Origin of the sequence: Agrobacterium sp. InxBP2, from assembly GCF_026191755.1 — a bacterium.
In the GTDB taxonomy this organism is placed as follows: domain Bacteria; phylum Pseudomonadota; class Alphaproteobacteria; order Rhizobiales; family Rhizobiaceae; genus Agrobacterium; species Agrobacterium pusense.
The window spans coordinates 288533-312466 of the sequence record NZ_JAINDY010000027.1 but is presented as its reverse complement, the minus strand read 5'-3'; the positions used below and the strand labels follow the sequence as shown (position 1 = coordinate 312466).

The following is a 23934-nucleotide window of genomic DNA, read 5'->3' as shown; positions in this document are numbered from 1 at the left end:
TCAAGCCGTTTTCACGGCGGGGGATTTCGGCTGCCCATGCAGGGCCAGATCGTATGCCTCCCAAACAGGCTTCAGATCGACCACCTTGCGGCCATGACGCGCTTCATCCATCGCAAGCGCCAGAATACCGGCCTCGATTGCGTCGAGCGCGGAAACCGGAAGCGGCGCGCCCTCTACGACATGGGCGATGACATCCTCCGCCATCTGCTCGTCCGCACCATAATGCTGCGAGAGCGTGGTTGCCGCCGAATAGGTCTTGGCCAGGGTCTTTTCATTGGTGCGGGCATTGTGCACGTTGAGAAAACCGCGCACGAAATCGCCCTCCGCCATGCCCTTGGCGCCGATGACGCAGAAACGGCGGAAATCATCGGGAACGTTGAGATTGGTATGGAAAGCGAGCGAAGCGCCGTTTTCATATTCGACGATCGCCGTCTGGTAATCGATGATGTCGCCGTCGCTGTCGAAAACCTTGTCGGATCCCATCCAGCCGCTCGGCTTGCGATGGTAAACCTCCATGTCGTTGATGCCATCATTCTGCGGCGCATTGGCCGGCGTGAAGCTTTTGCGCCCGCCAAAGCTCGATACGAAACGGGGTCGCGCGCCAACAACACCATTGTAGAGATCGAGATCGTGGCAGCATTTTTCGAGCATGAAGGAGCCGGAATAGTGCTCGTAACGCCGCCAGTCGCGCATGAAGAATGCGCCGTGATAGGGCGGAATATGCTCGGAAGCCTCGATGGAAACGACATCGCCAAGCTTACCTTCAGCCTGTGCGGCGCGCAGATCGCGGTAAAGCGGCGAATATCGCAGAACGAGACCCACCAGCAACCGCTCGTGACCATGCTTGTTGAGGAGCCGGGCAAGTTCGAGGCTTTCCTCGATGCTGACGACGATCGGCTTTTCGGAGAAGATGGTGCAACCCGCCTCAAGACCGATGCGGATATGGTCGAGATGCATGTGGTTCGGCGAACCGATCATCAGGAGATCGAATTTTTCATTGGCGATCAAGGCCTCGGGGCTGTCGTAAGCCTTGCCGGCCGAGATCCCCTTTTCCTTGAGACCCGGCAAGCCCGCCGGCGCCGGATCGACATAACCGACGATCTCGAAATCCTTGTCGATCTCATGAAAAACGTAGCCCAGATAACCGAGACGGAATCCGAGTCCGATAATTCCCACCTTCATGAACTTTGTTCCCTGCTCATTAGTAAATAATTTTCGCAGATTCAGCCAATTCTCCGCTGGCTATTCAGTTATCTGCGATAATTTCCGACCATGATGAAATTAGTTTTCAAAACGGTCAAGCAAAATTCGATTTACTCTGGCAAGTCGCGGATATGAAACCGATTCTTCCAGGCCGGCAGGACGCGCAACAGCTATTCACCGACAACCGATGCCAAAACAATACCAAAAAAATGCCAATCGTCTAGAGCAATTACAATGATCAGAAAATTTTTTTGGTTAATGCGGAAATTTCGATCATAAGGCCTTAAATTGAGGCATTAGAACGAAAAAAGCTCCGATTAATAATACGAGTTCGCCAATGGTTCTATTTTGGTATTGCTGATCGCGACTTGTGTGGTATAGCCAGAAGCAGCCATATCGGATTGTAACAGAGGTTATGGATGAACGGGGCAGCGCTTAATCTGGAGGATCTGCAATCGGGTGGCGGCCCGCTTTACCTAAAGCTGCGCCAGACGATTGAAGACGCCATCAATGGTGGCCGCCTGAAACATGGCGATGCCTTGCCGCCAGAGCGCGACATTGCGGAAAGTGCCTGCGTCAGCCGCGTCACGGTGCGCAAGGCTGTGGATGACCTCGTGCGCGACGGCCTCCTCGTCCGGCGGCACGGTTCCGGTACCTTTGTCGTCAAGCCGATCACCCGCATGCAACAGCCTCTGACCAAGCTCACTTCGTTTACGGAGGACATGCGCCGGCGTGGCATGACGGCGAGCACCCGCTGGCTGGACAGAGGCCTCTTTCACCCCACCGGCGACGAAATGATGGCGCTTGGCCTTTCACAATCGGCCATGGTGGCGCGGCTCACCCGTCTGCGCCTTGCCAATGACCAGCCGATCGCGCTTGAAGTCACGAGCCTGCCAGGCGATATTCTGCCCGACCCGCAAATGGTCGAAAATTCGCTCTATCTTGAGCTTGAGAAAAGTGGCATTCGCCCGGTGCGCGCCATCCAGCGCATCTCTGCCCGTAACCTTACCGATGAAGAAACCCTGCTGCTTGGCGTTCCGCCGGGCTCGGCAGCGCTTTCCGTTCAGCGAATGGCCTATCTGGAAAGCGGGCGCCTCATGGAAATATCCCGTGCGCTGTACCGCAGCGACGCCTATGACCTCGTCGCCGAACTGACGATGGGCCCCGAGTGACCACCAGTGATCAAGGACAGAAACAATGACAACCCTGATGCGCCAGGAAATCGATGAGATTCCCGATGCAGTCGCCCGCCTGCTCGACAATGCCAATTCGGACTTCCAGGAAGCCGGCGCCAAGCTGAAGGCCCGTGATCCGGCCGTTATCGTCACCATCGCCCGTGGATCTTCCGATCACGCCGCCCATTTCCTGAAATATGCCATCGAACTGCAGACCGGGCTTCCGGTCGCCTCGCTCGGCCCGTCGCTCGCCTCGATCTACCAGACGAAGCTGCGGCTGGAACGGGCGGCGGCCATTGCCGTTTCGCAATCGGGCAAGAGCCCGGATATCGTCGCCTTGGCGCAAAGTGCGCGCGATGGCGGCGCGCTCACTTTCTCGCTCGTCAACACCCTGCCATCTGCGCTTGGCGATGCCGCCGATCACGCGATCGATATACAGGCTGGCCCGGAAAAAGCCGTGGCTGCCACCAAATCCTTCGTCAACTCCATCGTTGCCGGTCTCGCGATCCTTGCCGAATGGACGGAAGACAACCTGCTTGCCAAGGCGATCAGCGCCCTGCCGCAGAATTTCGCCCGGGCCGTCGCCCTTGACTGGAGCCACATCGGCGAGGCGGTCAAGGGTGAGGAATCGCTTTATATGCTTGGCCGTGGTCCTGCTCTCGCCATCGCCGCGGAAGCCGCGCTGAAATGCAAGGAAACCTGCGAACTGCACGCGGAAGCCTATTCGTCGGCGGAAGTCATGCATGGCCCGGTTTCGCTGGTCGCGCCGAGATTTCCGGTGATCGCCTTTGCCGCCCGTGACCGCGCCGAGACCTCCGTGACGGAAATTGCCGCAAATCTCTCCCGCAAGGGCGCCAATGTTTTCGTTACATCCTCAAAAGGCAGCCCCGCCAAGTCCCTGCCCTTCGTGGAAACCAACCATCCGCTGACCGATGCATTGTTGTTGATCGCGCCGTTTTACGGCTTCATCGAGCAATTGTCGCGTCTGCGCGGCTTCAACCCGGATGCGCCGGTGGCGTTGAAGAAGGTGACGGAAACTCAATGAGCGGCATCAAGGCATTTGTCGGCGCCCGCATTTTCGATGGTGCCGCATGGCACGACGACAGGGTGCTCGTGACCGTGGATGGCCGTGTCGGCGACATCAGTGGCCGCATGTCCGCACCGGCAGAAGCCGAGATCATCGACGCGCCAGGATTGCTGATCACGCCTGGCTTCATTGACCTTCAGGTCAACGGCGGCGGTGGGGTGATGTTCAATAACCAGCCGGATGCGAAAGGAATAGCCCGGATCTGCTCCGCCCATGCGAAATTCGGCACCACGGCGCTGATGGTCACGCTCATCACCGACCGGCCGGATATCACATTGCGAGCCGCTGAAGCGGGCATTGACGCCCAAAGAGAAAGGGTGCCCGGCTTTCTCGGCCTGCATTTCGAGGGCCCGCATCTTTCGGTTGCCCGCAAGGGCACACATGATCCGGCACTGATCCGCAAAATGGAAGCGCCTGATCTGGCGGTGCTGACCGGATGCAAGGCAAAACTCCCCTTCGTGATGACGACCGTTGCCCCAGAGAATGTAACCTTGGAACAGGTCAAGGCGCTGGCAGAAGCCGGCATCGTCGTCAGTCTCGGCCACACGGACACAGGACTCGACATGGCGACTGCCTATGCCGAAGCAGGTGCTTCGATGGTCACACATCTTTTCAATGCCATGAGCCCGCTCGGTCATCGCGAGCCGGGGCTCGTGGGGGCGGCACTTTCAAACGGTAAGCTCGATTGTGGATTGATCGCCGACGGTTTCCATGTCGATCCGGCCGCGATGGGCATTGCGCTGCGCGCAAAGAATGGCCCGGCCCACATCTTCCTCGTCACTGATGCCATGTCGACTATCGGCACCGACGATGATGGTTTTGAGCTGAATGGCAGGCGTGTCTATCGCAACGGCGGCCGGCTGACGCTTGAAGACGGTACGCTGGCGGGGGCGGATATCGATATGCTCTCCTGCATTCGCTTCATGCACGAAAAGCTGGACACGCCGCTGGAAGAGGCCTTGAGAATGGCGTCCGCCTATCCTGCCGAGGCAATCGGCGCTTCTGGCAAAGGCAGGCTTCTGCCTGGTTTCGATGCGGATTTTGTCATGCTTACATCTGAACTTCAGATGCATTCGACATGGATCGGCGGAGATAAGATCCACGATGCCGCACGCTCCGGAGACTGAATCATGATCGTTTGTTTCGATATAGGCGGAACGACCATCAAGGGCGCGATTGCTTACGCTCCTGACGATATTCGCCCCGTGCCGCGCATCCCGACGCCAAAGACCAGCTTTGAAGACTTTGCTGCCGGCCTGAAATCCGTCATCGACAACAGTGGCGGCACACCTGCCTGCGTGTCGCTGTCGATTGCCGGCGTCATCGATGCCGACACGGGCAGGGCCACTGTCGCCAATATTCCAAGTATTCATGGCCGCGCGCTGAAGGACGAACTGGAACAGGCGCTGGGCCTTCCTGTCATCGTCTCCAACGATGCCGACTGTTTCGTGATGGCTGAATCGGAGATCGGTTCCGGGCGGGGCCATCGCGTGGTTTTTGGCGTCATCCTCGGAACCGGTGTCGGCGGAGGTCTGGTGATCGACGGCCGGCTCATCAACAGCGAGGGTGGCTTCGCCGGCGAATGGGGCCACGGACCCGTGGCTGCAACGCGGGCCGGCAACCCGCCGGTCGAGTTGCCTCGGTTCGAATGCGGCTGTGGCCTCACGGGTTGTGTCGATGCCATTGGCAGCGCCCGCGGCATGGAAAAGCTTCATATGCATCTCCACCGGCAGGACATGACCAGCGAGGAGATCATCGCAGCCTGGTTGGGCGGCAACCCGGGCGCTGCAAGAACCATCGATATCCTTGTCGATATTCTCGCTTCGCCGCTGGCGATGGTGATCAACGTCACCGGGGCAACCATCGTGCCGGTCGGCGGCGGCCTGTCAAACTCCAGGGAACTGCTTGCCACACTGGATGAAGCGGTCAGAGCCCGAATTCTCCGTCGCTTCGCCCGGCCGCTAGTCGTGCCTGCCATCTGCAGGATTGAACCGGGACTGATCGGCTCGGCCGTTCTCGGGCTTAAACATGCACGGGTGATCGAAGAGGCCTGAGCGGACGCTTGCACGCCACCGAAGGATCAACCGGTCAACTTCTCCCGTCGGAAACCGAGGCCGATCAAACGGCCGGCGAGATGGGCGAGAAGCGGAACGCGGGCAATGATGCGCACGAAAGCGGGGGGCCCTTTCGCCTTGCGGCTATCGCCCTGATCCTTCTTCCGGCTGCTGCGCATCATCAATTGCAGCTTTTGTGTCGCCTTTGTCGGAAATGAGCGCCGCGCTTCGATGGCCATCAATTCCCGCTCGCCTGGCTTTTCGCCCCGCGCAAGAACGGGAATGAGAATATTTGCGGCGGCAACGGCATCCTGAATGGCAAGATTGACACCGACGCCGCCAATGGGCGACATGGCGTGAGCCGCGTCACCGATGCAGATGAGGCCAGGCTTCCACCACCGCTTCAGCCGGTCGATCCTGACCGCCAGCAGATGCACATCCTCAAAGGTCTGAAGTTCGAGAAGCCGTTCCTGCGGCAGCGGGCACACTTTCGCCACCGCATCGCGGAACGCTGCGATACCCTGAACCTTCATCTCGGCGAAGGTTCCGCGGCGGACCACAAAACCGCACTGCCAATAATCGCCGCGATCTATCAGGACGAAACCCTGCTGGGGGCCGGCATGCCCCATGGTTTCCGCCGGATCGCCCGGCTGCCTGGATAGTTTCATCCAGAGAACCTCCGTCGGCTGCCCGAAGCTTTCCACCAACAGACCTGCCTTGTCCCGCACGATTGAATTGCGGCCATCCGCCCCGATCACGAGCTCGGCATCGATCTCCAGCGGCCCGTCGGACGTATCCACCACGAGACCCGCAACAACGCCATCGCGCTCGCGCAGACCCGAGACACCTGCATTCATGAGCAGCGTGAAATTCTCATATTGCCCTGCCTTGCCGGCAAGAAAGCTTAGGAAATCCCATTGCGGCATGAAGGCGATGAAACGGTTTCTCGCAGGCAGCCGGGAAAAATCGGCGATGGTGACCGTCTGACCCGCAATCTCGGCATGAAGTTTCTGCGCTCTCGTATGCGGCAGCGCCAGAAACTCCCGAATGAAGCCTAGCTGCTCAACAATATCGAGAGTGGAAGGATGAATGGTATCGCCCCGAAAATCGCGCAGGAAATCGCCATGCTTTTCAACGATGGTGACATCGATACCTGCTCTCGCAAGGAGGAGCCCGAGCATGAGCCCGGCAGGGCCAGCGCCGGCAATGGCAACCCTTGTGATGATCCGCTTCCGCTCTGGCATTTCGGCGTCAAGGCCCCCGGCAACCATACGATCCCCCACCACCATCAAGTCTTTTGCGCAGGTAAGGCCACGTTTTTCGGTTGCGGCCACCCCTGTGCGTCGAACCGGAACAACATGTCGGACCTGGCGAAGATAAAGGCGAATGCCATGGCCGTCCACATGCCGAGCAGCAGCCCGGCCGCCACATCGCTCGGATAATGCGCGCCGACAATGACACGTGAGACGCCGATCACAAGGGCAAGCAGAAGAAACGCCCAGCGAAAGCGCGGCATAAGCATGGCAAAGACACCGAAAAACGCCCCGGCAGCCGTGGAATGGCCGGAAGGAAAGCTTTCATAAAGATTGTCTCCGGTGAAGGGTGTGAGGCTATACGCCCCCATTTCCAGAAGGAGCTCCGGTCGCGCCCGGCCGATCAGGAACTTTAGCGTATGAACGAGAATGCTCGCGGTCCCGATTGTCAGAAAGAAATAGGAGAGAAGCCGCCACGCTGTCCGCAACCGGCCATGATAGGTCTGCGCGCTGAGAACCCGCGCCGCGACATAGGCGAGAATGGCCAGCGCGCCGGTGGAATAAAGCATCCAGCGGAAAGTTCCGAAATCGGTAATCGCGCGATTAAAGGACACCACTGCACCGGGCAACGCCTGCGCGCTTTCCGAGAGGCGCGGATCAAAAGGGACAAAGGCCGCAACCAGCACAAGGCTCGCCGCAAAAATCCATCCGCTGGAAACGAGAAAACGCCGCATCAATATCCTCTCATCGTTTTTCTTGCATATGGCTTTGCCATCCGCAAAAACAATAGGCTGGCTTTGTCCTTGTTATGGCTTGTTTTCGCGGGTAGAGGCTAAGCATATAGCCCGAAAACGTGCAGTACCTTCGGGAGAACGGCACGCCCGAAGAATTGCGATCAGCAACGGACCGACGGACTGAAAATGACGAATGCCAGTGAAATGCCCCGCAAGCTGACGATCTTGGGTTCGACGGGTTCGATCGGCTCCAATACGCTGGATGTGGTCCGTCAACTGGGCGGCAGGGGCCAATTCGAGATCGTGGCTTTGACCGGCGCCGGGAATATCGCCCTTCTGGCGGAGCAGGCGCGACAATTCGGCGCGGAGCTTGCCGTTACCGCCGAGGACGACAAATACGAAGACCTCAAGTCCGCTCTCGCAGGAACGGGCATAAAGACCGCGGCAGGCAAATCCGGTCTTGAAGAGGCGGCTTCGATGGATGCCGGCTGGGTGATGGCGGCCATTGCCGGAACCCCCGGTCTCGCCCCCACGGTGACTGCGGCCAGGCGTGGCGCAGATATCGCCCTCGCCAACAAGGAGTGCCTCGTTTCGGCGGGCGATGTTTTTATACGCACGGTCAAGCAGGGTGGCGGCAGGCTGATCCCGGTCGACAGCGAGCACAGCGCAATCTTCCAGTGCCTCACGGGCGATCACAGAGAGGCTGTGGAACGCATCATCCTGACGGCTTCCGGCGGCCCGTTCCGGACATGGTCGCGCGAAGAAATGGCCAATGTCACGGCGGACGTCGCCCGCGCCCATCCCAACTGGTCAATGGGGTTGAAGGTTTCCATCGGCAGCGCCTCCATGTTCAACAAGGGACTGGAGATGATCGAGGCGAAATATCTCTTCGATCTCAGGCCCGATCAGGTTGAGGTAATAGTCCATCCGCAGTCGATCGTGCATTCGATGGTTGGCTACAGCGACGGCTCTTATATCGCGCAGCTCGGATCTCCCGATATGCGCACCGCCATTTCTTACGCCCTTACCTATCCTGAGCGCGGACAGCTGAACGTCGAACGGCTGGATTTCGCAAAACTGGCGAGGCTCGATTTCGAGGCGCCGGATGAAGCACGGTTCCCGGCACTTCGGCTGGCGCGAACCGCGCTGGAGCGCGGCGGCTTACAGGGTGCCGCCCTGAACGCCGCCGAGGAGACCGCCTTTCACGCCTTCGTCGACGGCGCCATCGGTTTCCTCGATATGGCGGACATCGTGGAAACGGTCATGGACCGGATGGATGACGGCCGCAGCGCTGGCACGATCGAAGATGTATTCGCGGCAGATGAGGAAGCTCGCCGCCATGCCGGCGAACTCATCTCCACCAAAGAAAAGGCCGCGTAAACGCGGCCCGATTTCCCTATCCGAAGAGTTTCCTTACGCCACCGCACGCGCCAGCGCACAATGCGACCAGAGTTGATGCAGCGCGCCGACCAGATGCTCGATGTCCGCGTCGCTATGCAGCGGGGTCGGGGTGATGCGCAGACGCTCGGTCTTACGCGGCACCGTCGGATAATTGATCGGCTGCACATAGACGCCGTGACTGTCGAGCAGGATATCAGATATCCATTTGCACTTGGCAGCATCGCCCACCATGACCGGCACGATGTGGCTTGGATTATCCATATGCGGAATGCCGCGCGCATCGAGAAGTCCACGCAGCTTCCGCACGCGGTCCTGATGACGGGCCCGCTCGAAAGGGCTTGCCTTCAGATGCTGGATCGAAGCAATCGCTCCGGCGGCGAGCGACGGCGGCAATGCCGTGGTGAAGATGAAGCCGGAAGCGAAGGAGCGGATGAAATCGCAGACCGCGGTGGAGCCGGTAATGTAACCGCCCATGACGCCGAAGGCCTTGCCGAGCGTTCCCTCGATGATCGTCAGGCGATCCATCAGGCCTTCGCGCTCGGCTATGCCGCCGCCGCGCGGGCCGTACATGCCCACAGCGTGGACTTCATCGAGATAGGTCATGGCGCCATAACGATCGGCAAGATCGCAGATTTCGCTGATCGGCGCGATATCGCCGTCCATGGAATAAACGGATTCGAAAGCGATGAGCTTCGGCGCGTTCGGATCAGCGGCCTGGAGCTTGGCCTCGAGGTCCTCGAGATCATTGTGCTTCCAGATCACCCGCTCACAACGGCCATAACGGATGCCCTCGATCATTGACGCATGGTTGAGCGCGTCCGAAAAGATGATCAGGCCAGGTATCTTCTGGCCGAGCGTGCCGAGGGTAGCCCAGTTGGACACATAGCCTGAGGTGAAGATCAGCGCCGATTCCTTGCCATGGAGGTCAGCAAGTTCGCGCTCGAGCAGGACGTGATAGTGGTTGGTGCCAGAAATATTCCGGGTGCCTCCCGCACCCGCGCCACAGTGATCAATGGCGGCTTTCATGGCTTCGACAACCTTCGGGTTCTGGCCCATGCCGAGATAGTCGTTGGAACACCAGACAGTAACGTCCTTGCGTTCACCATTGGCGTTATACCGGGTCGCGCGGGGGAAATTGCCCTGCTGGCGTTCGATATCCGCAAACACGCGATAGCGTCCCTCAGAATGCAGGCTTTGCAGTTCCGTCGTGAAAAATGCCTCGAAGTCCATGCCATGCTCCAGAATTGACCAGCTCGTTCTCTGCCTCGTTGCCGGGACCGTCAACCCTTCCGGGCTATTTTAGCCGCCACTGCGTCAATTCGCCGTTGTTTTGAACCATTCCAATAAACCGTTTATAGCCGCTCATGAAAAGTGCAAAATTGATTCACATCAAAAAAGCGGAATTTTGGAACCTTTTTTGCGCCGCGCCGTTGTTTGGGGCACAATCGATTTACGCTCGGAGGAATGCCTTAAGTGGAGGCTTCCCTAATCGACATCGAATTGTTAGTTATCTGTGGCGGTCGGAGGTAGCAGTCGCCGCAGATAAATATGGGACGCCTACCGAGCCAAAGAGCTCATTGTAACGTTGGAGAGAGTTTCATGAAAAAGGCAATCATATTTGCGCTGGTCGGCCTGTCGCTTGCAAGCTGCACGCAGACTGAAAAGGGTGCTTCGATTGGTGCCGTTTCCGGCGCCGTTATCGGTGGCGCGGTCACTGGCAACGTTCGTGGCGCAGCTGTTGGCGCAGCGATCGGTGGCGTCGGTGGTGCTTTGATTGGCAACGCTTCCGAGCCGGGCTATTGCTATTACCGCGACCAGTACGGCCAGCGTTACACGGCACGTTGCCGCTAATCGCTTCGCGAAATACCGTTGCACAGAAGCCCCGGTCATCCGGGGCTTTTTGCGTTATGGGCTGCAAAACAGATGCCGAGGGTCCTCAAAGCCGTTTATTTATGATTAAATTGCAATGTTAACGGAGAGGAAACGGGTTAGGGCGACAATAAAGGCTCAACCATAAAGCAGCTTATGCGAAGAACACGAACTAACCCGAAGACAGGTATTGCGTATCGGAAAGCTGGCACCGCGCTTGCGGTTGCTGTGACGTTCGCCCTGTATCCGGCTTTTGCGCGTGATGCCTTTGCCTTTAAACTGTTCGGCATGCGCCTGTGGGGTTCGGAAGAACCGGAGGTCGAGGTTATCAACCCCGTCAAATATGCCGTCACGCTCAACGCTCCCGACGCCGACAAATCCCTGACGGACAGCCTCGAAAACAGTTCCCTTCTTTTGGCCGACAAGGACAAGCCTGCCTCAGGCGATCTAGGACTCCTGATAAAGGCAAGGGACGACAGGGACAGGCTGATTGCAGCGCTTTATGAAAACGCCCGCTATGGCGGTATTGTCAATGTCACCGTGGCCGGGAGGAATGTCGACGACCTGCCGCCCAACCCGGTTTTCGACCATAGCGCGCCCGTTCCCGTGGTCATGACCGTTACGCCCGGTCCCAAATTCACACTCGGCAATATCCGTCTCCAAGGCGACGTCACAGGCCGCAATCTCGAGGAATACGGCCTGACGACGGGCGGCGATGCCGGCTCCCTGGCGATCATCCGCGCCGGCAACAAGCTGATCGATGATCTGAAGGCCGAAGGCCGCCCGCTTGCCAAGCTGACGAAACGCGAGGCCGTTGCAAACCATGCGACAAACACTGTCGACATCACCATGGCGGCCGAAGGCGGCCCCGTCGCCCCACTCGGCACGGTCACCGTCACCGGTGAAAAAACCGTCGATGGGGATTTCATCCGCCGCTATTCGCGCCTCAATGGCGGCGAGCCCTATTCGCCGGAAAAACTGCGCAAGGCCGCCGATCGCCTGCGCCAGCTCGGTGTTTTTTCCAGCCTGACGATCAAGGAGGCAGGAACGCTCGCCCGCGACGGCACCATTCCGTTGACCATCGAAGTGTCCGAAGGCAAGCACCGCTATTTCGGCGTCGGCGCACAATATTCCACCACCGAAGGCATTGGTCTTCAAGGCTACTGGGGCCACAGAAACCTGTTCGGCCAGGCCGAATCGCTGCGCATCGAGGGCTCGGTCTCGCGCATTGCAGAGGCATCGAGCGTGGAAGGCATGGACTATTCGGCGGGCATTACCTTTACGAAGCCCGGAATGTTCAATCCCCGCACGACATTCAAGACCAGCCTGATTGCCAAGACCGAGCATCCGGACACCTACGAAGCCAAGACGCTGACTGGGACTGCCGGTTTCAGTTATGAACTAAACGATACCGACACGGCTGCCGCGGGCCTGGAGGTGCAGTGGGCCGATACAGACGACGCCTTCGGAAAGAACGAATATCTTACCACGTCCATTCCGCTGGAATTCGTTCGCGATACCCGCGACGACAAGCTCAACCCGACCGAAGGCTTTCGTGCATCGGTGGCCGCCAAGCCCAGCTATGAGGCCCTGAACGGGACCTTCTTCTCCTCTTTCGAAGGTTCGGTTACCGGGTACAAGGGGCTGGGCGCCGAAGACAGGCTGATCATGGCCGGAAAACTGTCGGGCGGCGTGCTCGTCGGCGGAAGCGACCTGCAGGACATCCCCACCACCCGCCGCTTTTATGCCGGGGGCGGCGGGTCGGTGCGCGGCTATAGCTATCAGGAAATATCGCCTTATAATGCGGCAGGCGACGCGACCGGCGGTCGCTCCTATGTCGTTGGCTCCATTGAAGCCCGCATCAAGGTCACCGACACGATCGGTATCGTACCATTTATCGATGCGGGTGTGGTCTCTGAAGACGTGACCCCGGACTTTTCCGACATTCGGGCTGGCGCCGGTATCGGGCTGCGTTACGCGACACCCTTCGGGCCTCTGCGTCTGGATGTCGCCACGCCGCTCGACAAATACGATGGCGGCAACAGTTTCGGCATTTATGCTGGCATCGGTCAGTCTTTTTAAACGCCGCAGTCGAACACCCTTGCAACAGAGTGTAGATTACCCTTTATGAAAACGTTGATTCGATTGCTGAAATGGCTGGGCTACGCTGCCTTGTGCGGCGTGGTACTTCTGTTGCTTGCAGCCTTTTTCGTCGGTTTTACGCCGATGGGCGCGAGAATAGCCGCAAAGCAGATTTCATCGCTTGTATCGACACCCGATCAGATAATCGAGATTTCTCCGCCCAGCGGGCTTTTGACGGGGCATCTGAGGCTCGACAACGTCACTCTTTCGGATCGGCAGGGCCCTTATGCCCGCGTGAACCAGATCGCCGTCGACTGGTCACCCTTCTCGCTTCTTGCCGGCACCTTCCATGCGGACCGGGTATCGGCGGGATCGATCGATGTCCAGCGCCAACCGGTTCCGGTGGAGGAAACGACGAGCAAAAGCTCCGGTAGTTCCTCTCTGCCGATTGAAATAGCGATCGACAATTTCAGCTTTCCCGATATTCGTCTCGGTCAGCCCCTTCTCGGCCGCCCCTTTGAACTGACGGCCGAAGGCAACCTCAAGGCCGCCAGCGACGATATCAGACTGTCGCTCACGGCCCACCGGCTGAATGCCCCGGATGCGGCCGTTAACGCCGACATCGCATTTCTTCCCAACGAAAATGTCCTGAAGCTGAAAGCGGAGATGCGGGAGCCTGAGGGCGGACTTCTTGCCACGCTGCTGTCTCTGCCCGGCACACCTGCGGTCGCCATCGACCTTAACGGCGAAGGACCGCTTTCAAACTGGACCGGCAGCATGCGCGGCAACGTCGCTGGTAACCCTGTTGTCAACGTCACCGGCCGGCACCTCCTCGCGGAGGATGGCACCCGCCGCATCGAAGTTGCGGGTGGCGGCCAGCCCGATCTGCTTCTGCCGCCCGCCTTCCGGCAGCTTTTTGCCGGTGAGACAAAGCTCGACGCAAACGCCACCCTTTCCCCACAGGGGCGCATCGAAATCGGCAGCAGTACACTGGAAACCGGCTCCTTGCTGCTGACGGCCTCCGGCACCATTGATCCGAACGGCCAGAACGACCTTGCCGCCAACCTCATCGGCACAGCCGGGCCCGTCGATTTTCGCTGGCCGCTGAGCGATGGGGAGGTGCAGGCCCTCATCAACGGCCTCGATCTTTCGTTAAAGGGTGGGGCAGACGCCGCACATCTTGACACGACCGTTTCCCTGCGCAGCCTCTCTTTGCCGCAAGGCAGGCTGGACGACGTCAAACTGACGGCGCAAAGCGCTGATCTCAATATCGCTGACCGGAGCGGCACAATCGCCACCGCTCTCTCCGTAGCGCAATCGTCCTTTGTCAGCCCGGATATTGATCGGCTGGTGCGTGCGCCGCTCACCATCAATGCACCGCTCCGCCTGAGCCCATCCGCCATCGGCTTTGACAGCGCGACGCTTGAAAGCGCCAGCGTTGGCGGAACACTGAACGGCAGTTTTGACCTTACCGGCAACCGCCTCACCTCAAGCGTGCAGCTCTTCGCACTGCCCGCTACCCTTCCACCGGCTCTCGCGGAAAAGTTTGACACCACCATCGCCCTCCAGGGCGATGTCGACGTGACCATCGGTGGACGCACCAGCGTTGAAAACCTCGTCGTCAAGTCGGGAACGATTGAGGCGACAGGCAATGCCGGTCTCGAAAACGATGCATTGAGCGCCAGCCTGACGGGTAAATTTCTCGCTCTTGAAAAGTTGACGCCACAGGCAAAGGGCGTCGCCGATTTTGCGATCGAGGCCACCGGCGCGCTGGCAGCGCCGGATTTCAACTTGACCCTGACTTCCGAGAGCGCAATCCTTGCCGGACGTACGCTTGAATCATTGCAAGTCAATGCGACAGGCAAGGCCGATCCCGCCGCTCCTCAGGCGAAACTTACCGCCAGCGGCAGCCTTGACCGACAGAAGATCGATGCCAATGCCGAATTGGTGCAAACCGAAAACGGCACTGCGATTCCCGAGCTGCGCGTGGCGGTAGGCCGGAATATCTTGAACGGGCAACTGCAATTCTCGCAGCAGTTTCTGCCATCCGGCAATCTTTCCTTCAACTTTCCCGACCTTGCGCTACTCGCCGCTCTCGCTGCGCAGCAGGCGGATGGCGATATTGCCGGCGACATCGCCCTTAGCAACGCCAATGGCCGGATCGCCGCGACGATCAAAGCCAATGGCAGCAGCATCCGTCAGGGCACGACAACGATCTCCGGGTTGGCGGCCGATATTTCAATAGACGACCTTCAGGCAATCGCCATCAACGGCAAGGTCAACGCCGATACCGTCAACGCCGGCGCGGCTGCGATATCTGACCTGAAAGCCACAATCGGTCATTCCGGCACAACGACGCAGTTCGACGTCAACGCGCGTTACGACAACGCACCGCTGGTGGTGAATGGCAGCACCGAGACGGGCGGATCGCCCATGACGGTAAGACTCGGCGCCTTTTCCGCCGCGCCCAAGGGCATTGCCGTGCGCCTTGAAAAACCCACCACCATTGCCATCCAGAACGGTACGGCCCGGATCTCCGATTTGACCATCATCACGGGCGAAGGACGTGTCGAGGTCAACGGCACCGCCGGGTCGACGCTTGATATCAATGCCGATATCCGTTCGCTGCCCGCAAGTCTCGCAAATGCCTTTGCCACCGGACTGGATGCGGCGGGCAGCATCTCCGGCACGGTGAAGGCCAAGGGTGCGGCATCGAACCCTGCGGTCGACTATAATCTCAATTGGGTAAATGCCGAGGTCGCGCAGACGCGCGCGGCGGGTCTCGCCGCCCTCGGCATCAAGGCGAACGGTCAATTTTCCGGTGGTACCCTTCAGATCGACACGAATGTCTCCGGTCAGGGCGGCATGGCGCTTTCAGGCGGCGGCTCGCTCGGTATCGCCGGCAATCGTCCGCTTTCGATGGCGTTTTCCGGCAGACTGCCTTTCTCAGCCGTCGCGGCACAAACAGCAGCGCAGGGCCTCGATGTGAATGGCACCGCCGCCATCGACGTGAAGATTTCCGGCAGCGCTTCCGCACCTGTCATTAGCGGCAGCATCACCACTGATGGCACGCGCCTGACTGACGTGCGCCGAAACCTGACCATCAACGATCTGGGCGCCACCATCACCTTCGACCGTGATCGTGCCGTCATCTCCCGATTGACCGGCAGGCTGGCAGGCGGTGGAACGATCTCGGGAACCGGCAGCGTCGGCATAACCGGTGGTTCGGGTTTTCCTGCCGATATATCGATTACGCTTAATCGCGCCGGTTACAACGACGGCACGCTGGTAACGACAGTGGTGAGCGGCACGCTGACGCTGAAAGGCCCGTTGCTGAATTCCCCCGTGCTGGGCGGCAACCTGACGCTGGACAGAAGCGCCGTCACCATTCCGGAGAAGCTGCCGGCCTCACTGACGGAGATCGACGTCAAGCACAAGAACGCACCACCCAAGGTACGCGCGCAGGCCAAGGCGCTTGGAGCCGATCAGGGCGGCAGCGGCAGCTCGTCCACCATCAATCTCGATCTGCAGGTCAATGCACCGAGCGGTATATTCGTGCGCGGTCGGGGTATCGATGCAGAACTGACCGGCAATCTGACGATCCGTGGCACCGCAGCGGTTCCGGTCATTTCCGGCGGCTTCGAAATGCGTCGGGGCAGGCTTGAAATCCTCACTCGCCGCCTTGATTTCACGACAGGAAATATCAGTTTCGGTGGCGGCCTCGTTCCGGTCCTCGACATGAAGGCGGACTCAACGGTTGGTTCAACGACCATCACCGTATCTGTTTCCGGTACTGCCAACGATCCGACCTTTGCGTTCTCCTCGGCTCCCGCTCTGCCACAGGATGAGGTGATGGCACAGCTGATCTTCGGCCAGTCCATGTCAAAACTATCCGCGCTGCAGATCGCACGGTTGGCGGATGCCGCCGCTCAACTGGCCGGCGGGCGTTCCACATCGCTGTTCGACAAGCTCAGAAGCAATCTCGGCGTCGATGATCTTGATATTTCGACCGATTCCGAAGGACAGGCCCGTGTTTCCGCCGGTAAATACCTGAACGAAAGAACCTATCTGGAGCTGCAGCAAAGCGGCGAATCCGGCGCAAAAGCCATCATCAATCTCGACGTAGGACGCGGTGTGAAGCTGCGCGGGGAAGCGGGCGGCGATGGCGAAGGCGCAGCAGGCATATTTTACGAGAAAGAGTATTGAGATGGTTCGCATTTAGGTTTGCGAAACCATCTCATGCTAGGAATCTTCCATTGAAGGCGGAAATATTGTTTCCGGCTGTTCAGGCACCAGGCAGAACGCCAAATTCGCATTGCAAGTGTCGGTGCACTTGCGCCGGCCTCCACAGCGAGCATTGGGAAGAATTCTGATGGCAATGATTAACTCTACCAATTTTGGCGGTGAGACGCTCGAAATCATCGCATTCCGCCTGCATGATCAGGAATTCTGCGTGAAGACGACGACCATTCGCGAAATCCGCGGCTGGGCGCCTTCGACGCCCATTCCCCACGCACCGAAAGACGTCATCGGCGTCATGAACCTGCGCGGCTCTGTTATCCCGATCATCGATCTGGCTCACAAACTCGGCATGAAAAGCACCGTTGCCAATGAGCGCAGCGCAATCGTAGTGGCCGAAGTGCATAACATGGTCATCGGCATGCTGGTGGATCGCGTTTCAGACATTCTGACGATCCCGGCAAACCAGGTCCAGCCGGTTCCCGAAATTTCAGCCTCCTTCGACAAGTCCTATTCCGAAGGGATCATCGCCAACGAACATGGCATGATCTGCTTCCTGAACCTTGCGAAAATGTTCAAGGGCACTGAGGCGGAAGATCTCGCGGCCTGACAAGGTCTGCGCAGGCCTCGCTGAAGAATGATAAGGAACAATCCAGACCGCCGGAGCACCTGCCGGCGGTTTTGTTTTTTCTTTCAAGCATTTTATTAAATAAGAACATTTTAATATTATAGATATCTAATATTAACGCCATAGATCAGTACCGCGCCGGTAAGCCTATTACGCGGGCCGATACCTGACCCAGGGCCAACATAGAGAAGTGCCTGCATTGCTGCCTTCGGCGGCAAAACCTGTTCGGTGTTCAACGTGATATGGCGTGGACCGCATCTTCTTTGCGGCTTGCCGCGCCGTGGGCTGACTTTGGGGGACTTGTAATGCTGGGGTTAGGAAAAAGCGCAGACAGTAGAAATATGCTCGATGCGATATCAAGATCGCAGGCGGTCATCGAATTCGATCTCAAAGGTAATATCCTCACCGCAAATAAGAATTTCTGCGCGGCACTGGGTTACGATCTCACCGAGATCGTCGGTAAGCACCACCGCATATTCTGCGACAGCGAGCTTGCCGCGTCTCGCGCCTATCAGGAATTCTGGGACTCTCTCGCCCGTGGCGAGTTTCAGGCCAGGGAATTTCGCCGTATCCGCAAGGACGGCTCGGTGATCTGGATCGAGGCCTCCTACAACCCGGTTTTCCGTTCGGGCAAGCCCTATAAAGTGGTCAAGATCGCCACAGATATCACCGCAAAAAAGATCACGGCCGCGGAAGATGCGGGCAAACTGGAGGCGCTCTCCCGCTCGCAAGCCACCATTGAGTTCTTTCCTGACGGTACGATCATCACCGCCAATCCAAACTTCTGCGCTGCGGTGAACTATGACCTCAAGGAAATCGAGGGCAGGCACCACCGCATGTTCTGTGATCCTGCCTATGCCGCCTCGTCCGCCTATGCAAATTTCTGGCAACGACTGGCATCAGGCGAATTCATCTCGGACGAGTTTGTCCGCTACGGGAAGAACGGCAAGGAAATATGGATCCAGGCCGCCTATAATCCGGTTGTCGATGAAACCGGTAAAGTGGTGAAGGTGGTGAAATTTGCCACCGACGTCACACCGCGCATGAGCGCCATTCGCATGCTTGCAGATGCCCTGCGGGCGCTGGCCGAAGGCGACCTTTTGCAACGCATCGACAACAGCTTCGTGCCCAGCATGGAAAAACTGCGGGCAGATTTCAACGAGGTCGTCGCCAAGCTGCAGGCCACGATGCAGACGATCGCGCATAATGCCTCGACAATCGCATCCGGATCCGGCGAAATCCGCATCGCCGCCGATCAGCTCTCGCAACGCACCGAACAGCAAGCCGCCTCGCTGGAGGAGACCGCTGCGGCGCTGGAGGAGATCACCACCACCGTAACCGATGCAAGCCACCGCGCAGGTGAGGCCGGTAAACTGGTGCTGCGGACAAGAGAACATGCCGAGCATTCCGGCGACATCGTTCAGCAGGCAATTTCCGCCATGGATGCGATTTCGAGGTCCTCGGGCGAAATCACCAACATCATCGGCGTTATAGACGACATCGCTTTCCAGACCAATCTTCTGGCCCTCAATGCGGGCGTCGAAGCAGCGCGCGCCGGGGAAGCGGGCAAGGGGTTCGCCGTCGTCGCACAGGAGGTCCGGGAACTCGCACAGCGATCCGCCGTTGCCGCCAAGGAGATCAAATCCCTCATCAACACCTCTCGCGAGCAGGTCTCCAACGGCGTGGATCTGGTGGGCAGAACCGGCGACGCCCTGCGGGACATCCAGGCGCAGATGGGCGAGATCGACACGAACGTCTCGGCCATCGTTGAAGCATCCCGCGAACAGGCGAACGGTCTCAGGGAGATCAATCAGGCCGTCAACGTCATGGATCAGGCCACCCAGAAAAACGCCGCGATGGTAGAAGAAACCACCGCTGCGAGCCACGGGCTCGCTACAGAAGCGGAAAATCTGCATGAATTGCTGCGGCAGTTCAGAATCGCGCACGACACGTCACCCGCACGCCCCGTCGACAAGAAACCAGCCGTCCTCACCAGGCTGCCGGCGCCGCAACCGCGATATGCTGCTTTACCAAGGTCTCATGGAAACGCAGCAGCCGAATGGGCGGAGTTCTAAGGGTCTCTTTGAAGTCTGAAGGCCGTCGGGAACGGCGGCCTCTACGTCATAAAATGATACGATCCGCCCTGGTGAAGATCTCAAAATCTTCACCCCGCACGAGTGCGACAAGGGTGATACCCGAGCTTTCAGCGGTTTCGATGGCGAGCGCAGTGGGTGCAGAAATCGCCGCCAGAATGGGACTGCCAAGAATGGCGGTCTTTTGGACCATTTCTACCGACAGGCGGCTGGTCACAACCACAATGCCCCCATTCGGCGGTAGGCCTGCATTGACAACTGCACCTGCAAGCTTGTCGAGCGCATTATGGCGACCGACGTCTTCACGAACAGCAAGCAGCCCCTTTTGAGGATTGTAGAAACCCGCGCCGTGAACCGCTCTCGTTTCGCGATTAAGGCTTTGCGCTTCATTCAGTGCTTTCATCGCAGCAACAATGTCGGCCCCGTCGACGGAGAGTTCAGAGCCGCTCAGGACCGGGACCACTCGGACCGCCTGTTCTATCGATTCGATGCCACAAAGACCGCAGCCGACAGGGCCTGCCATATGCCGCCGTCTCGCCCTGAGCGTATCCGCATTGGCATCCTGCAAATCCACCTGAACGTCGAAGCCCTGCCCCGCCTCGATCACCTCGATTGACCGGATTTCCGCCCGTGTGGATATGATGCCTTCCGTCAGACTAAATCCGACTGCAAAATCGACAAGATCTGCGGGGCTGGCCATCATCACGGCATGGGTGCTGCCACCATAGGAAAAAGCAACCGGCACTTCCTCGGGCACCGCTCTATCGCCCTCGATCAGGGTCCCTGACCGCAACGCGGTTCTCGCGACCCCTCTGTAGCTCGCTTTTGCCGACACGCCGACCACTCCTCCATCACCAAATCTGCTTCGTGTTGCGCACCCGAGCAGCATTTCTTCGGGATATCACATCTAACCGAAAGCTCTGAAAATCGGAATCGGTTTCCGAGGCTGCCCGGTTGAAACACAATCGTTGAAGCGCGCCTTTGCTAGACTCATGTTCCGTAGGCGAATAATTGATGCAACCCGGTCAACGTGATTTTGAAGCTTATGTGGGCACGCTGAGGAGGACGAAAGCAATCGTACTCGCTGACCCGTTAAGCAGCAGGTCAAAACAAAAAAGCGACCGAGACGGCCGCTTTCTGGTTCGGATTTTTTGTGGGCAGTCATTCTTTCGAACCCGCCCGGTGCTTTCAAGCAGCGACGAGAACCTCATGCAGGTTCGTCAGTTCGTAAAGGTGCTTTTCAAGCTTGGTCAGATGCTCGTGGTGATGATTGCCTTCTTCGATTTCGGCCTTGGCCGCATCGATGCGACGCTGCAACGTGTCGGGAGACATGTCATCGGCCGAAACAGCGGATTCGGCAAGAAGCGTGCAGCCCGTCGGGAGAATATCGGCGAAGCCACCGAAGACGACATATTTATGCGTTTCACCAGAAGCGAACTTCACCGTGACCAAACCCGGCTTGATCGTGGTCATCGTCGGCGCATGGTTGGCCAGAACGGTCATTTCACCCAGCGTGGCCGGGATGACGACTTCCGTAACCGTTTCGGAAACGAGCAGACGCTCCGGGGAAACGAGATCGAATTTGAAACTGTCAGCCATGGCTATTCACTTCTTTTCAATTACGCGGGCGTCACGGACTTGTCTGTTACAACGCCGACAAAGCCTTATCGGTTTCGCCACCATTGTCGGCAAGGCGCGCGGCTGAACCACGCGCCCGCCAATTCATGATCAGGCAGCTTCGGCAGCCAGCTTCTTGGCCTTTTCAATGGCTTCTTCCATCGAACCGACCATGTAGAAGGCAGCTTCCGGCAGGCTGTCATATTCACCATTGACCAAGCCCTTGAAGCCCTTGATCGTGTCTTCGAGCGCAACGAGCTTGCCCGGCGAACCGGTGAAGACTTCGGCAACGAAGAACGGCTGCGACAGGAAGCGCTCGATCTTGCGGGCGCGGGCAACCGTCAGCTTGTCTTCTTCCGACAGTTCGTCCATGCCGAGGATGGCGATGATGTCCTGAAGAGCCTTGTAGCGCTGCAGGGTCGACTGAACCTTACGAGCCACTTCATAGTGTTCTTCGCCGACGATCATCGGGTCGAGCATGCGCGAGGTGGAGTCGAGCGGGTCAACAGCCGGGTAGATGCCCTTTTCAGCGATCGAGCGCGACAGAACCGTCGTGGCGTCCAGGTGGGCGAACGAGGTAGCAGGAGCCGGGTCGGTCAAGTCGTCGGCGGGGACGTAAATGGCCTGAACCGAGGTGATCGAACCCTTGGTCGTGGTGGTGATGCGTTCCTGCATCTGGCCCATGTCGGTTGCCAGCGTCGGCTGATAACCCACAGCCGAAGGAATACGGCCGAGCAGAGCCGACACTTCCGAACCAGCCTGCGTGAAGCGGAAGATGTTGTCCACGAAGAACAGAACGTCCTGGCCTTCGTCACGGAAGTTTTCAGCGATCGTCAGACCGGTCAGAGCGACGCGAGCGCGGGCGCCCGGCGGTTCGTTCATCTGGCCGTAAACCAGCGCAGCCTTGGAGCCTTCGCCACCACCGAGCTTGTTGACGTTCGATTCGATCATTTCGTGGTAGAGGTCGTTACCTTCACGGGTACGCTCACCAACGCCGGCGAATACCGAGTAACCGCCGTGTGCCTTGGCAACGTTGTTGATGAGTTCCATGATGAGAACGGTCTTGCCAACGCCGGCGCCGCCGAACAGGCCGATCTTACCACCCTTGGCGTAAGGAGCCAGAAGGTCGACGACCTTGATGCCGGTGACGAGAATCTGTGCTTCGGTCGACTGTTCGACGTAAGCAGGAGCGTCCTGATGGATGGCGCGCTTGGAAGCGGTCACGATCGGACCAGCTTCGTCAACCGGCTCGCCGATGACGTTCATGATACGGCCGAGCGTTTCCGGGCCAACCGGAACGGAGATCGGAGCGCCGGTGTTCGAAACGCTCTGACCGCGGACCAGACCTTCGGTCGAGTCCATGGCGATCGTACGAACGACGTTTTCACCGAGGTGCTGCGCGACTTCCAGAACCAGGCGGTTGCCGTTGTTCTCGGTTTCGAGCGCGTTCAGGATCGGAGGCAGTTCGCCTTCGAACGCCACGTCGACAACAGCGCCGATAACCTGGGTAACCTTGCCCGCGCCGTTCACCGCTGCGGTTTTCTTGGGGGTAGCTGCCTTAGCCATTATCCTTACCCTCTTTCCTTACCTCAGAGCGCTTCCGCGCCCGAAATGATTTCAATGAGTTCCTTGGTGATCTGAGCCTGACGCTGACGGTTGTAGGACAGCGTCAGCTTGTTGATCATCTCACCGGCATTGCGCGTTGCGTTATCCATCGCGCTCATCTTGGCGCCCATTTCACCGGCAACGTTTTCGAGCAGAGCCCGAAAAACCTGAACCGAAATGTTGCGCGGAATAAGGTCTTCCAGAATAGAAGCCGCATCCGGCTCATATTCATAGACAGCGTTCTGCGTTGCTGCATCCTCTTCCACAACAGGCGTTGCGGCCGGAATGAGCTGCAGGCCGGTCGGGATCTGGCTGATGACGGACTTGAATTCCGAATAGATCAGCGTGCAGACATCGAACTCACCGGCGTTGAAGAGCGAGATCACCTTCTTGGCGATCTGGTCGGCATTTTCGAAACCAACCTTCTTCACGTCGCGCAGCTCGATGCGCTCGATGATGTTGGCTGCAAATTCGCGACGCAGGGCGTCGTAACCCTTCTTGCCGACCGTAATGATCTTGACCGTCTTGCCTTCCGAAATCAGCTTGCGGGCGTGATCGCGGGCAAAACGGGCGATTTGCGAGTTGAAACCGCCGCAAAGACCACGCTCAGCCGTGCAGACGACGAGCAGATGCACGTCGTTCTTGCCGGTGCCGGTCATCAGCGCCGGAGCAACGTCCGCCTCGACCGCATTCGCGATGTTGGCAAGAACGGCGCTCATGCGCTGAGAATAAGGCCGGGCGGCCTCCGCAGCTTCCTGGGCGCGCCGAAGCTTCGCCGCGGCGACCATTTTCATCGCCTTGGTAATCTTCTGCGTCGCCTTTACGGAGGCAATGCGGTTTTTCAGATCCTTTAGTGAAGGCATCCGTTATCCGTCCGAGTAAAAGAGCCCTGAT

At 58.6% G+C, this 23934-nt stretch carries 18 protein-coding genes; 10 read left to right on the top strand and 8 right to left on the bottom strand.

Annotated features, from left to right (window positions below; genetic code table 11):
- Complete coding sequence (locus K7A42_RS11090) at positions 1–1182, bottom strand: Gfo/Idh/MocA family protein (protein WP_004443731.1); 1182 nt, start codon at positions 1180–1182, stop codon at positions 1–3.
- Positions 1183–1622: 440 nt separating this feature from the next.
- On the opposite strand from K7A42_RS11090, the gene K7A42_RS11085 reads away from it, so the two are divergent.
- Genes K7A42_RS11085 through K7A42_RS11070 form a run of 4 tightly spaced genes read left to right on the top strand, consistent with a single transcriptional unit; the run spans position 1623 to position 5519 of the window.
- Positions 1623–2375, top strand: coding sequence for a GntR family transcriptional regulator (locus tag K7A42_RS11085; RefSeq protein ID WP_004443733.1), 753 nt, complete (start codon positions 1623–1625; stop codon positions 2373–2375).
- A 25-nt stretch (positions 2376–2400) separates the two neighbouring features.
- The gene (locus tag K7A42_RS11080; RefSeq protein WP_004443735.1) at positions 2401–3423 is read left to right on the top strand and encodes an SIS domain-containing protein; all 1023 of its coding nucleotides are present in this window, start codon (positions 2401–2403) and stop codon (positions 3421–3423) included.
- Complete coding sequence (gene nagA, locus K7A42_RS11075; RefSeq protein ID WP_037090245.1) at positions 3420–4592, top strand: N-acetylglucosamine-6-phosphate deacetylase; 1173 nt, start codon at positions 3420–3422, stop codon at positions 4590–4592. Before K7A42_RS11080 ends, nagA begins: the two co-directional genes overlap by 4 nt.
- A 3-nt stretch (positions 4593–4595) precedes the next feature.
- Positions 4596–5519, top strand: coding sequence for an ROK family protein (locus K7A42_RS11070; protein ID WP_220360059.1), 924 nt, complete (start codon positions 4596–4598; stop codon positions 5517–5519).
- 26 nt (positions 5520–5545) lie between these two features.
- Here the strand turns inward: K7A42_RS11070 and K7A42_RS11065 are convergent, their stop codons facing one another.
- A complete protein-coding gene (locus tag K7A42_RS11065; RefSeq protein ID WP_416220905.1) occupies positions 5546–6790 on the bottom strand; it encodes an FAD-dependent oxidoreductase in 1245 nt (414 codons plus the stop codon).
- A gap of 17 nt (positions 6791–6807) precedes the next feature.
- Complete coding sequence (locus K7A42_RS11060; protein WP_077987018.1) at positions 6808–7506, bottom strand: phosphatase PAP2 family protein; 699 nt, start codon at positions 7504–7506, stop codon at positions 6808–6810.
- Positions 7507–7692: 186 nt separating this feature from the next.
- Between K7A42_RS11060 and dxr the strand changes: the two genes are divergently transcribed.
- On the top strand, positions 7693–8886 hold the full coding sequence (dxr, locus tag K7A42_RS11055; protein ID WP_022556926.1) for a 1-deoxy-D-xylulose-5-phosphate reductoisomerase: 1194 nt from the start codon (positions 7693–7695) through the stop codon (positions 8884–8886).
- A 33-nt stretch (positions 8887–8919) separates the two neighbouring features.
- On the opposite strand, the gene hemA is transcribed toward dxr, so the two are convergent.
- Positions 8920–10137 carry a 5-aminolevulinate synthase gene (gene hemA / locus K7A42_RS11050; protein WP_006698218.1) on the bottom strand — a complete coding sequence of 406 codons (1218 nt, stop codon included), beginning with the start codon at positions 10135–10137 and terminating at the stop codon, positions 8920–8922.
- A gap of 369 nt (positions 10138–10506) precedes the next feature.
- Between hemA and K7A42_RS11045 the strand changes: the two genes are divergently transcribed.
- The 5 genes from K7A42_RS11045 (at position 10507) to K7A42_RS11025 (ending at position 19800) form a co-directional block, all read left to right on the top strand.
- A complete protein-coding gene (locus tag K7A42_RS11045; RefSeq protein ID WP_004443753.1) occupies positions 10507–10758 on the top strand; it encodes a YMGG-like glycine zipper-containing protein in 252 nt (83 codons plus the stop codon).
- Between the two features lie 174 nt (positions 10759–10932).
- Positions 10933–12858 (top strand): autotransporter assembly complex protein TamA, encoded by a 1926-nt coding sequence (locus K7A42_RS11040; RefSeq protein ID WP_107340326.1) that lies wholly within the window; start codon positions 10933–10935, stop codon positions 12856–12858.
- Positions 12859–12903: 45 nt separating this feature from the next.
- Positions 12904–17064, top strand: a complete 4161-nt coding sequence (locus K7A42_RS11035) for a translocation/assembly module TamB domain-containing protein (protein WP_282455157.1) — start codon at positions 12904–12906, stop codon at positions 17062–17064.
- A 166-nt stretch (positions 17065–17230) separates the two neighbouring features.
- Complete coding sequence (locus K7A42_RS11030; protein WP_003504949.1) at positions 17231–17707, top strand: chemotaxis protein CheW; 477 nt, start codon at positions 17231–17233, stop codon at positions 17705–17707.
- Between the two features lie 323 nt (positions 17708–18030).
- Positions 18031–19800 (top strand): methyl-accepting chemotaxis protein, encoded by a 1770-nt coding sequence (locus K7A42_RS11025; protein ID WP_282455156.1) that lies wholly within the window; start codon positions 18031–18033, stop codon positions 19798–19800.
- A gap of 46 nt (positions 19801–19846) precedes the next feature.
- Here K7A42_RS11025 and fdhD read toward each other — a convergent pair whose 3' ends face one another.
- The 4 genes from fdhD to K7A42_RS11005 all read right to left on the bottom strand — a co-directional run bounded on the left by fdhD (position 19847) and on the right by K7A42_RS11005 (position 23903).
- On the bottom strand, positions 19847–20707 hold the full coding sequence (gene fdhD, locus K7A42_RS11020; protein WP_416220904.1) for a formate dehydrogenase accessory sulfurtransferase FdhD: 861 nt from the start codon (positions 20705–20707) through the stop codon (positions 19847–19849).
- Positions 20708–21006: 299 nt separating this feature from the next.
- Positions 21007–21417 carry a F0F1 ATP synthase subunit epsilon gene (locus K7A42_RS11015; protein ID WP_004443766.1) on the bottom strand — a complete coding sequence of 137 codons (411 nt, stop codon included), beginning with the start codon at positions 21415–21417 and terminating at the stop codon, positions 21007–21009.
- Between the two features lie 129 nt (positions 21418–21546).
- Complete coding sequence (atpD, locus tag K7A42_RS11010) at positions 21547–23001, bottom strand: F0F1 ATP synthase subunit beta (protein ID WP_004443768.1); 1455 nt, start codon at positions 22999–23001, stop codon at positions 21547–21549.
- A gap of 23 nt (positions 23002–23024) precedes the next feature.
- Entirely contained in the window at positions 23025–23903 is an 879-nt protein-coding gene (locus tag K7A42_RS11005; protein ID WP_004443770.1) for a F0F1 ATP synthase subunit gamma, read from the bottom strand.
- Positions 23904–23934 lie beyond the last annotated feature (31 nt).

Coding starts and splice junctions, on each gene's coding strand:
- dxr (WP_022556926.1), top strand. CDS start 7,693: ATGACGAATGCCAGTGAAATGCCCCGCAAGCTGACGATCTTGGGTTCG.
- K7A42_RS11035 (WP_282455157.1), top strand. CDS start 12,904: ATGAAAACGTTGATTCGATTGCTGAAATGGCTGGGCTACGCTGCCTTG.
- K7A42_RS11085 (WP_004443733.1), top strand. CDS start 1,623: ATGAACGGGGCAGCGCTTAATCTGGAGGATCTGCAATCGGGTGGCGGC.
- atpD (WP_004443768.1), bottom strand. CDS start 23,001: ATGGCTAAGGCAGCTACCCCCAAGAAAACCGCAGCGGTGAACGGCGCG.
- K7A42_RS11025 (WP_282455156.1), top strand. CDS start 18,031: ATGCTGGGGTTAGGAAAAAGCGCAGACAGTAGAAATATGCTCGATGCG.
- nagA (WP_037090245.1), top strand. CDS start 3,420: ATGAGCGGCATCAAGGCATTTGTCGGCGCCCGCATTTTCGATGGTGCC.
- K7A42_RS11090 (WP_004443731.1), bottom strand. CDS start 1,182: ATGAAGGTGGGAATTATCGGACTCGGATTCCGTCTCGGTTATCTGGGC.
- fdhD (WP_416220904.1), bottom strand. CDS start 20,707: ATGCTGCTCGGGTGCGCAACACGAAGCAGATTTGGTGATGGAGGAGTG.
- K7A42_RS11070 (WP_220360059.1), top strand. CDS start 4,596: ATGATCGTTTGTTTCGATATAGGCGGAACGACCATCAAGGGCGCGATT.
- K7A42_RS11005 (WP_004443770.1), bottom strand. CDS start 23,903: ATGCCTTCACTAAAGGATCTGAAAAACCGCATTGCCTCCGTAAAGGCG.
- K7A42_RS11040 (WP_107340326.1), top strand. CDS start 10,933: ATGCGAAGAACACGAACTAACCCGAAGACAGGTATTGCGTATCGGAAA.
- K7A42_RS11030 (WP_003504949.1), top strand. CDS start 17,231: ATGGCAATGATTAACTCTACCAATTTTGGCGGTGAGACGCTCGAAATC.
- K7A42_RS11065 (WP_416220905.1), bottom strand. CDS start 6,790: ATGGTTGCCGGGGGCCTTGACGCCGAAATGCCAGAGCGGAAGCGGATC.
- hemA (WP_006698218.1), bottom strand. CDS start 10,137: ATGGACTTCGAGGCATTTTTCACGACGGAACTGCAAAGCCTGCATTCT.
- K7A42_RS11015 (WP_004443766.1), bottom strand. CDS start 21,417: ATGGCTGACAGTTTCAAATTCGATCTCGTTTCCCCGGAGCGTCTGCTC.
- K7A42_RS11045 (WP_004443753.1), top strand. CDS start 10,507: ATGAAAAAGGCAATCATATTTGCGCTGGTCGGCCTGTCGCTTGCAAGC.
- K7A42_RS11080 (WP_004443735.1), top strand. CDS start 2,401: ATGACAACCCTGATGCGCCAGGAAATCGATGAGATTCCCGATGCAGTC.
- K7A42_RS11060 (WP_077987018.1), bottom strand. CDS start 7,506: ATGCGGCGTTTTCTCGTTTCCAGCGGATGGATTTTTGCGGCGAGCCTT.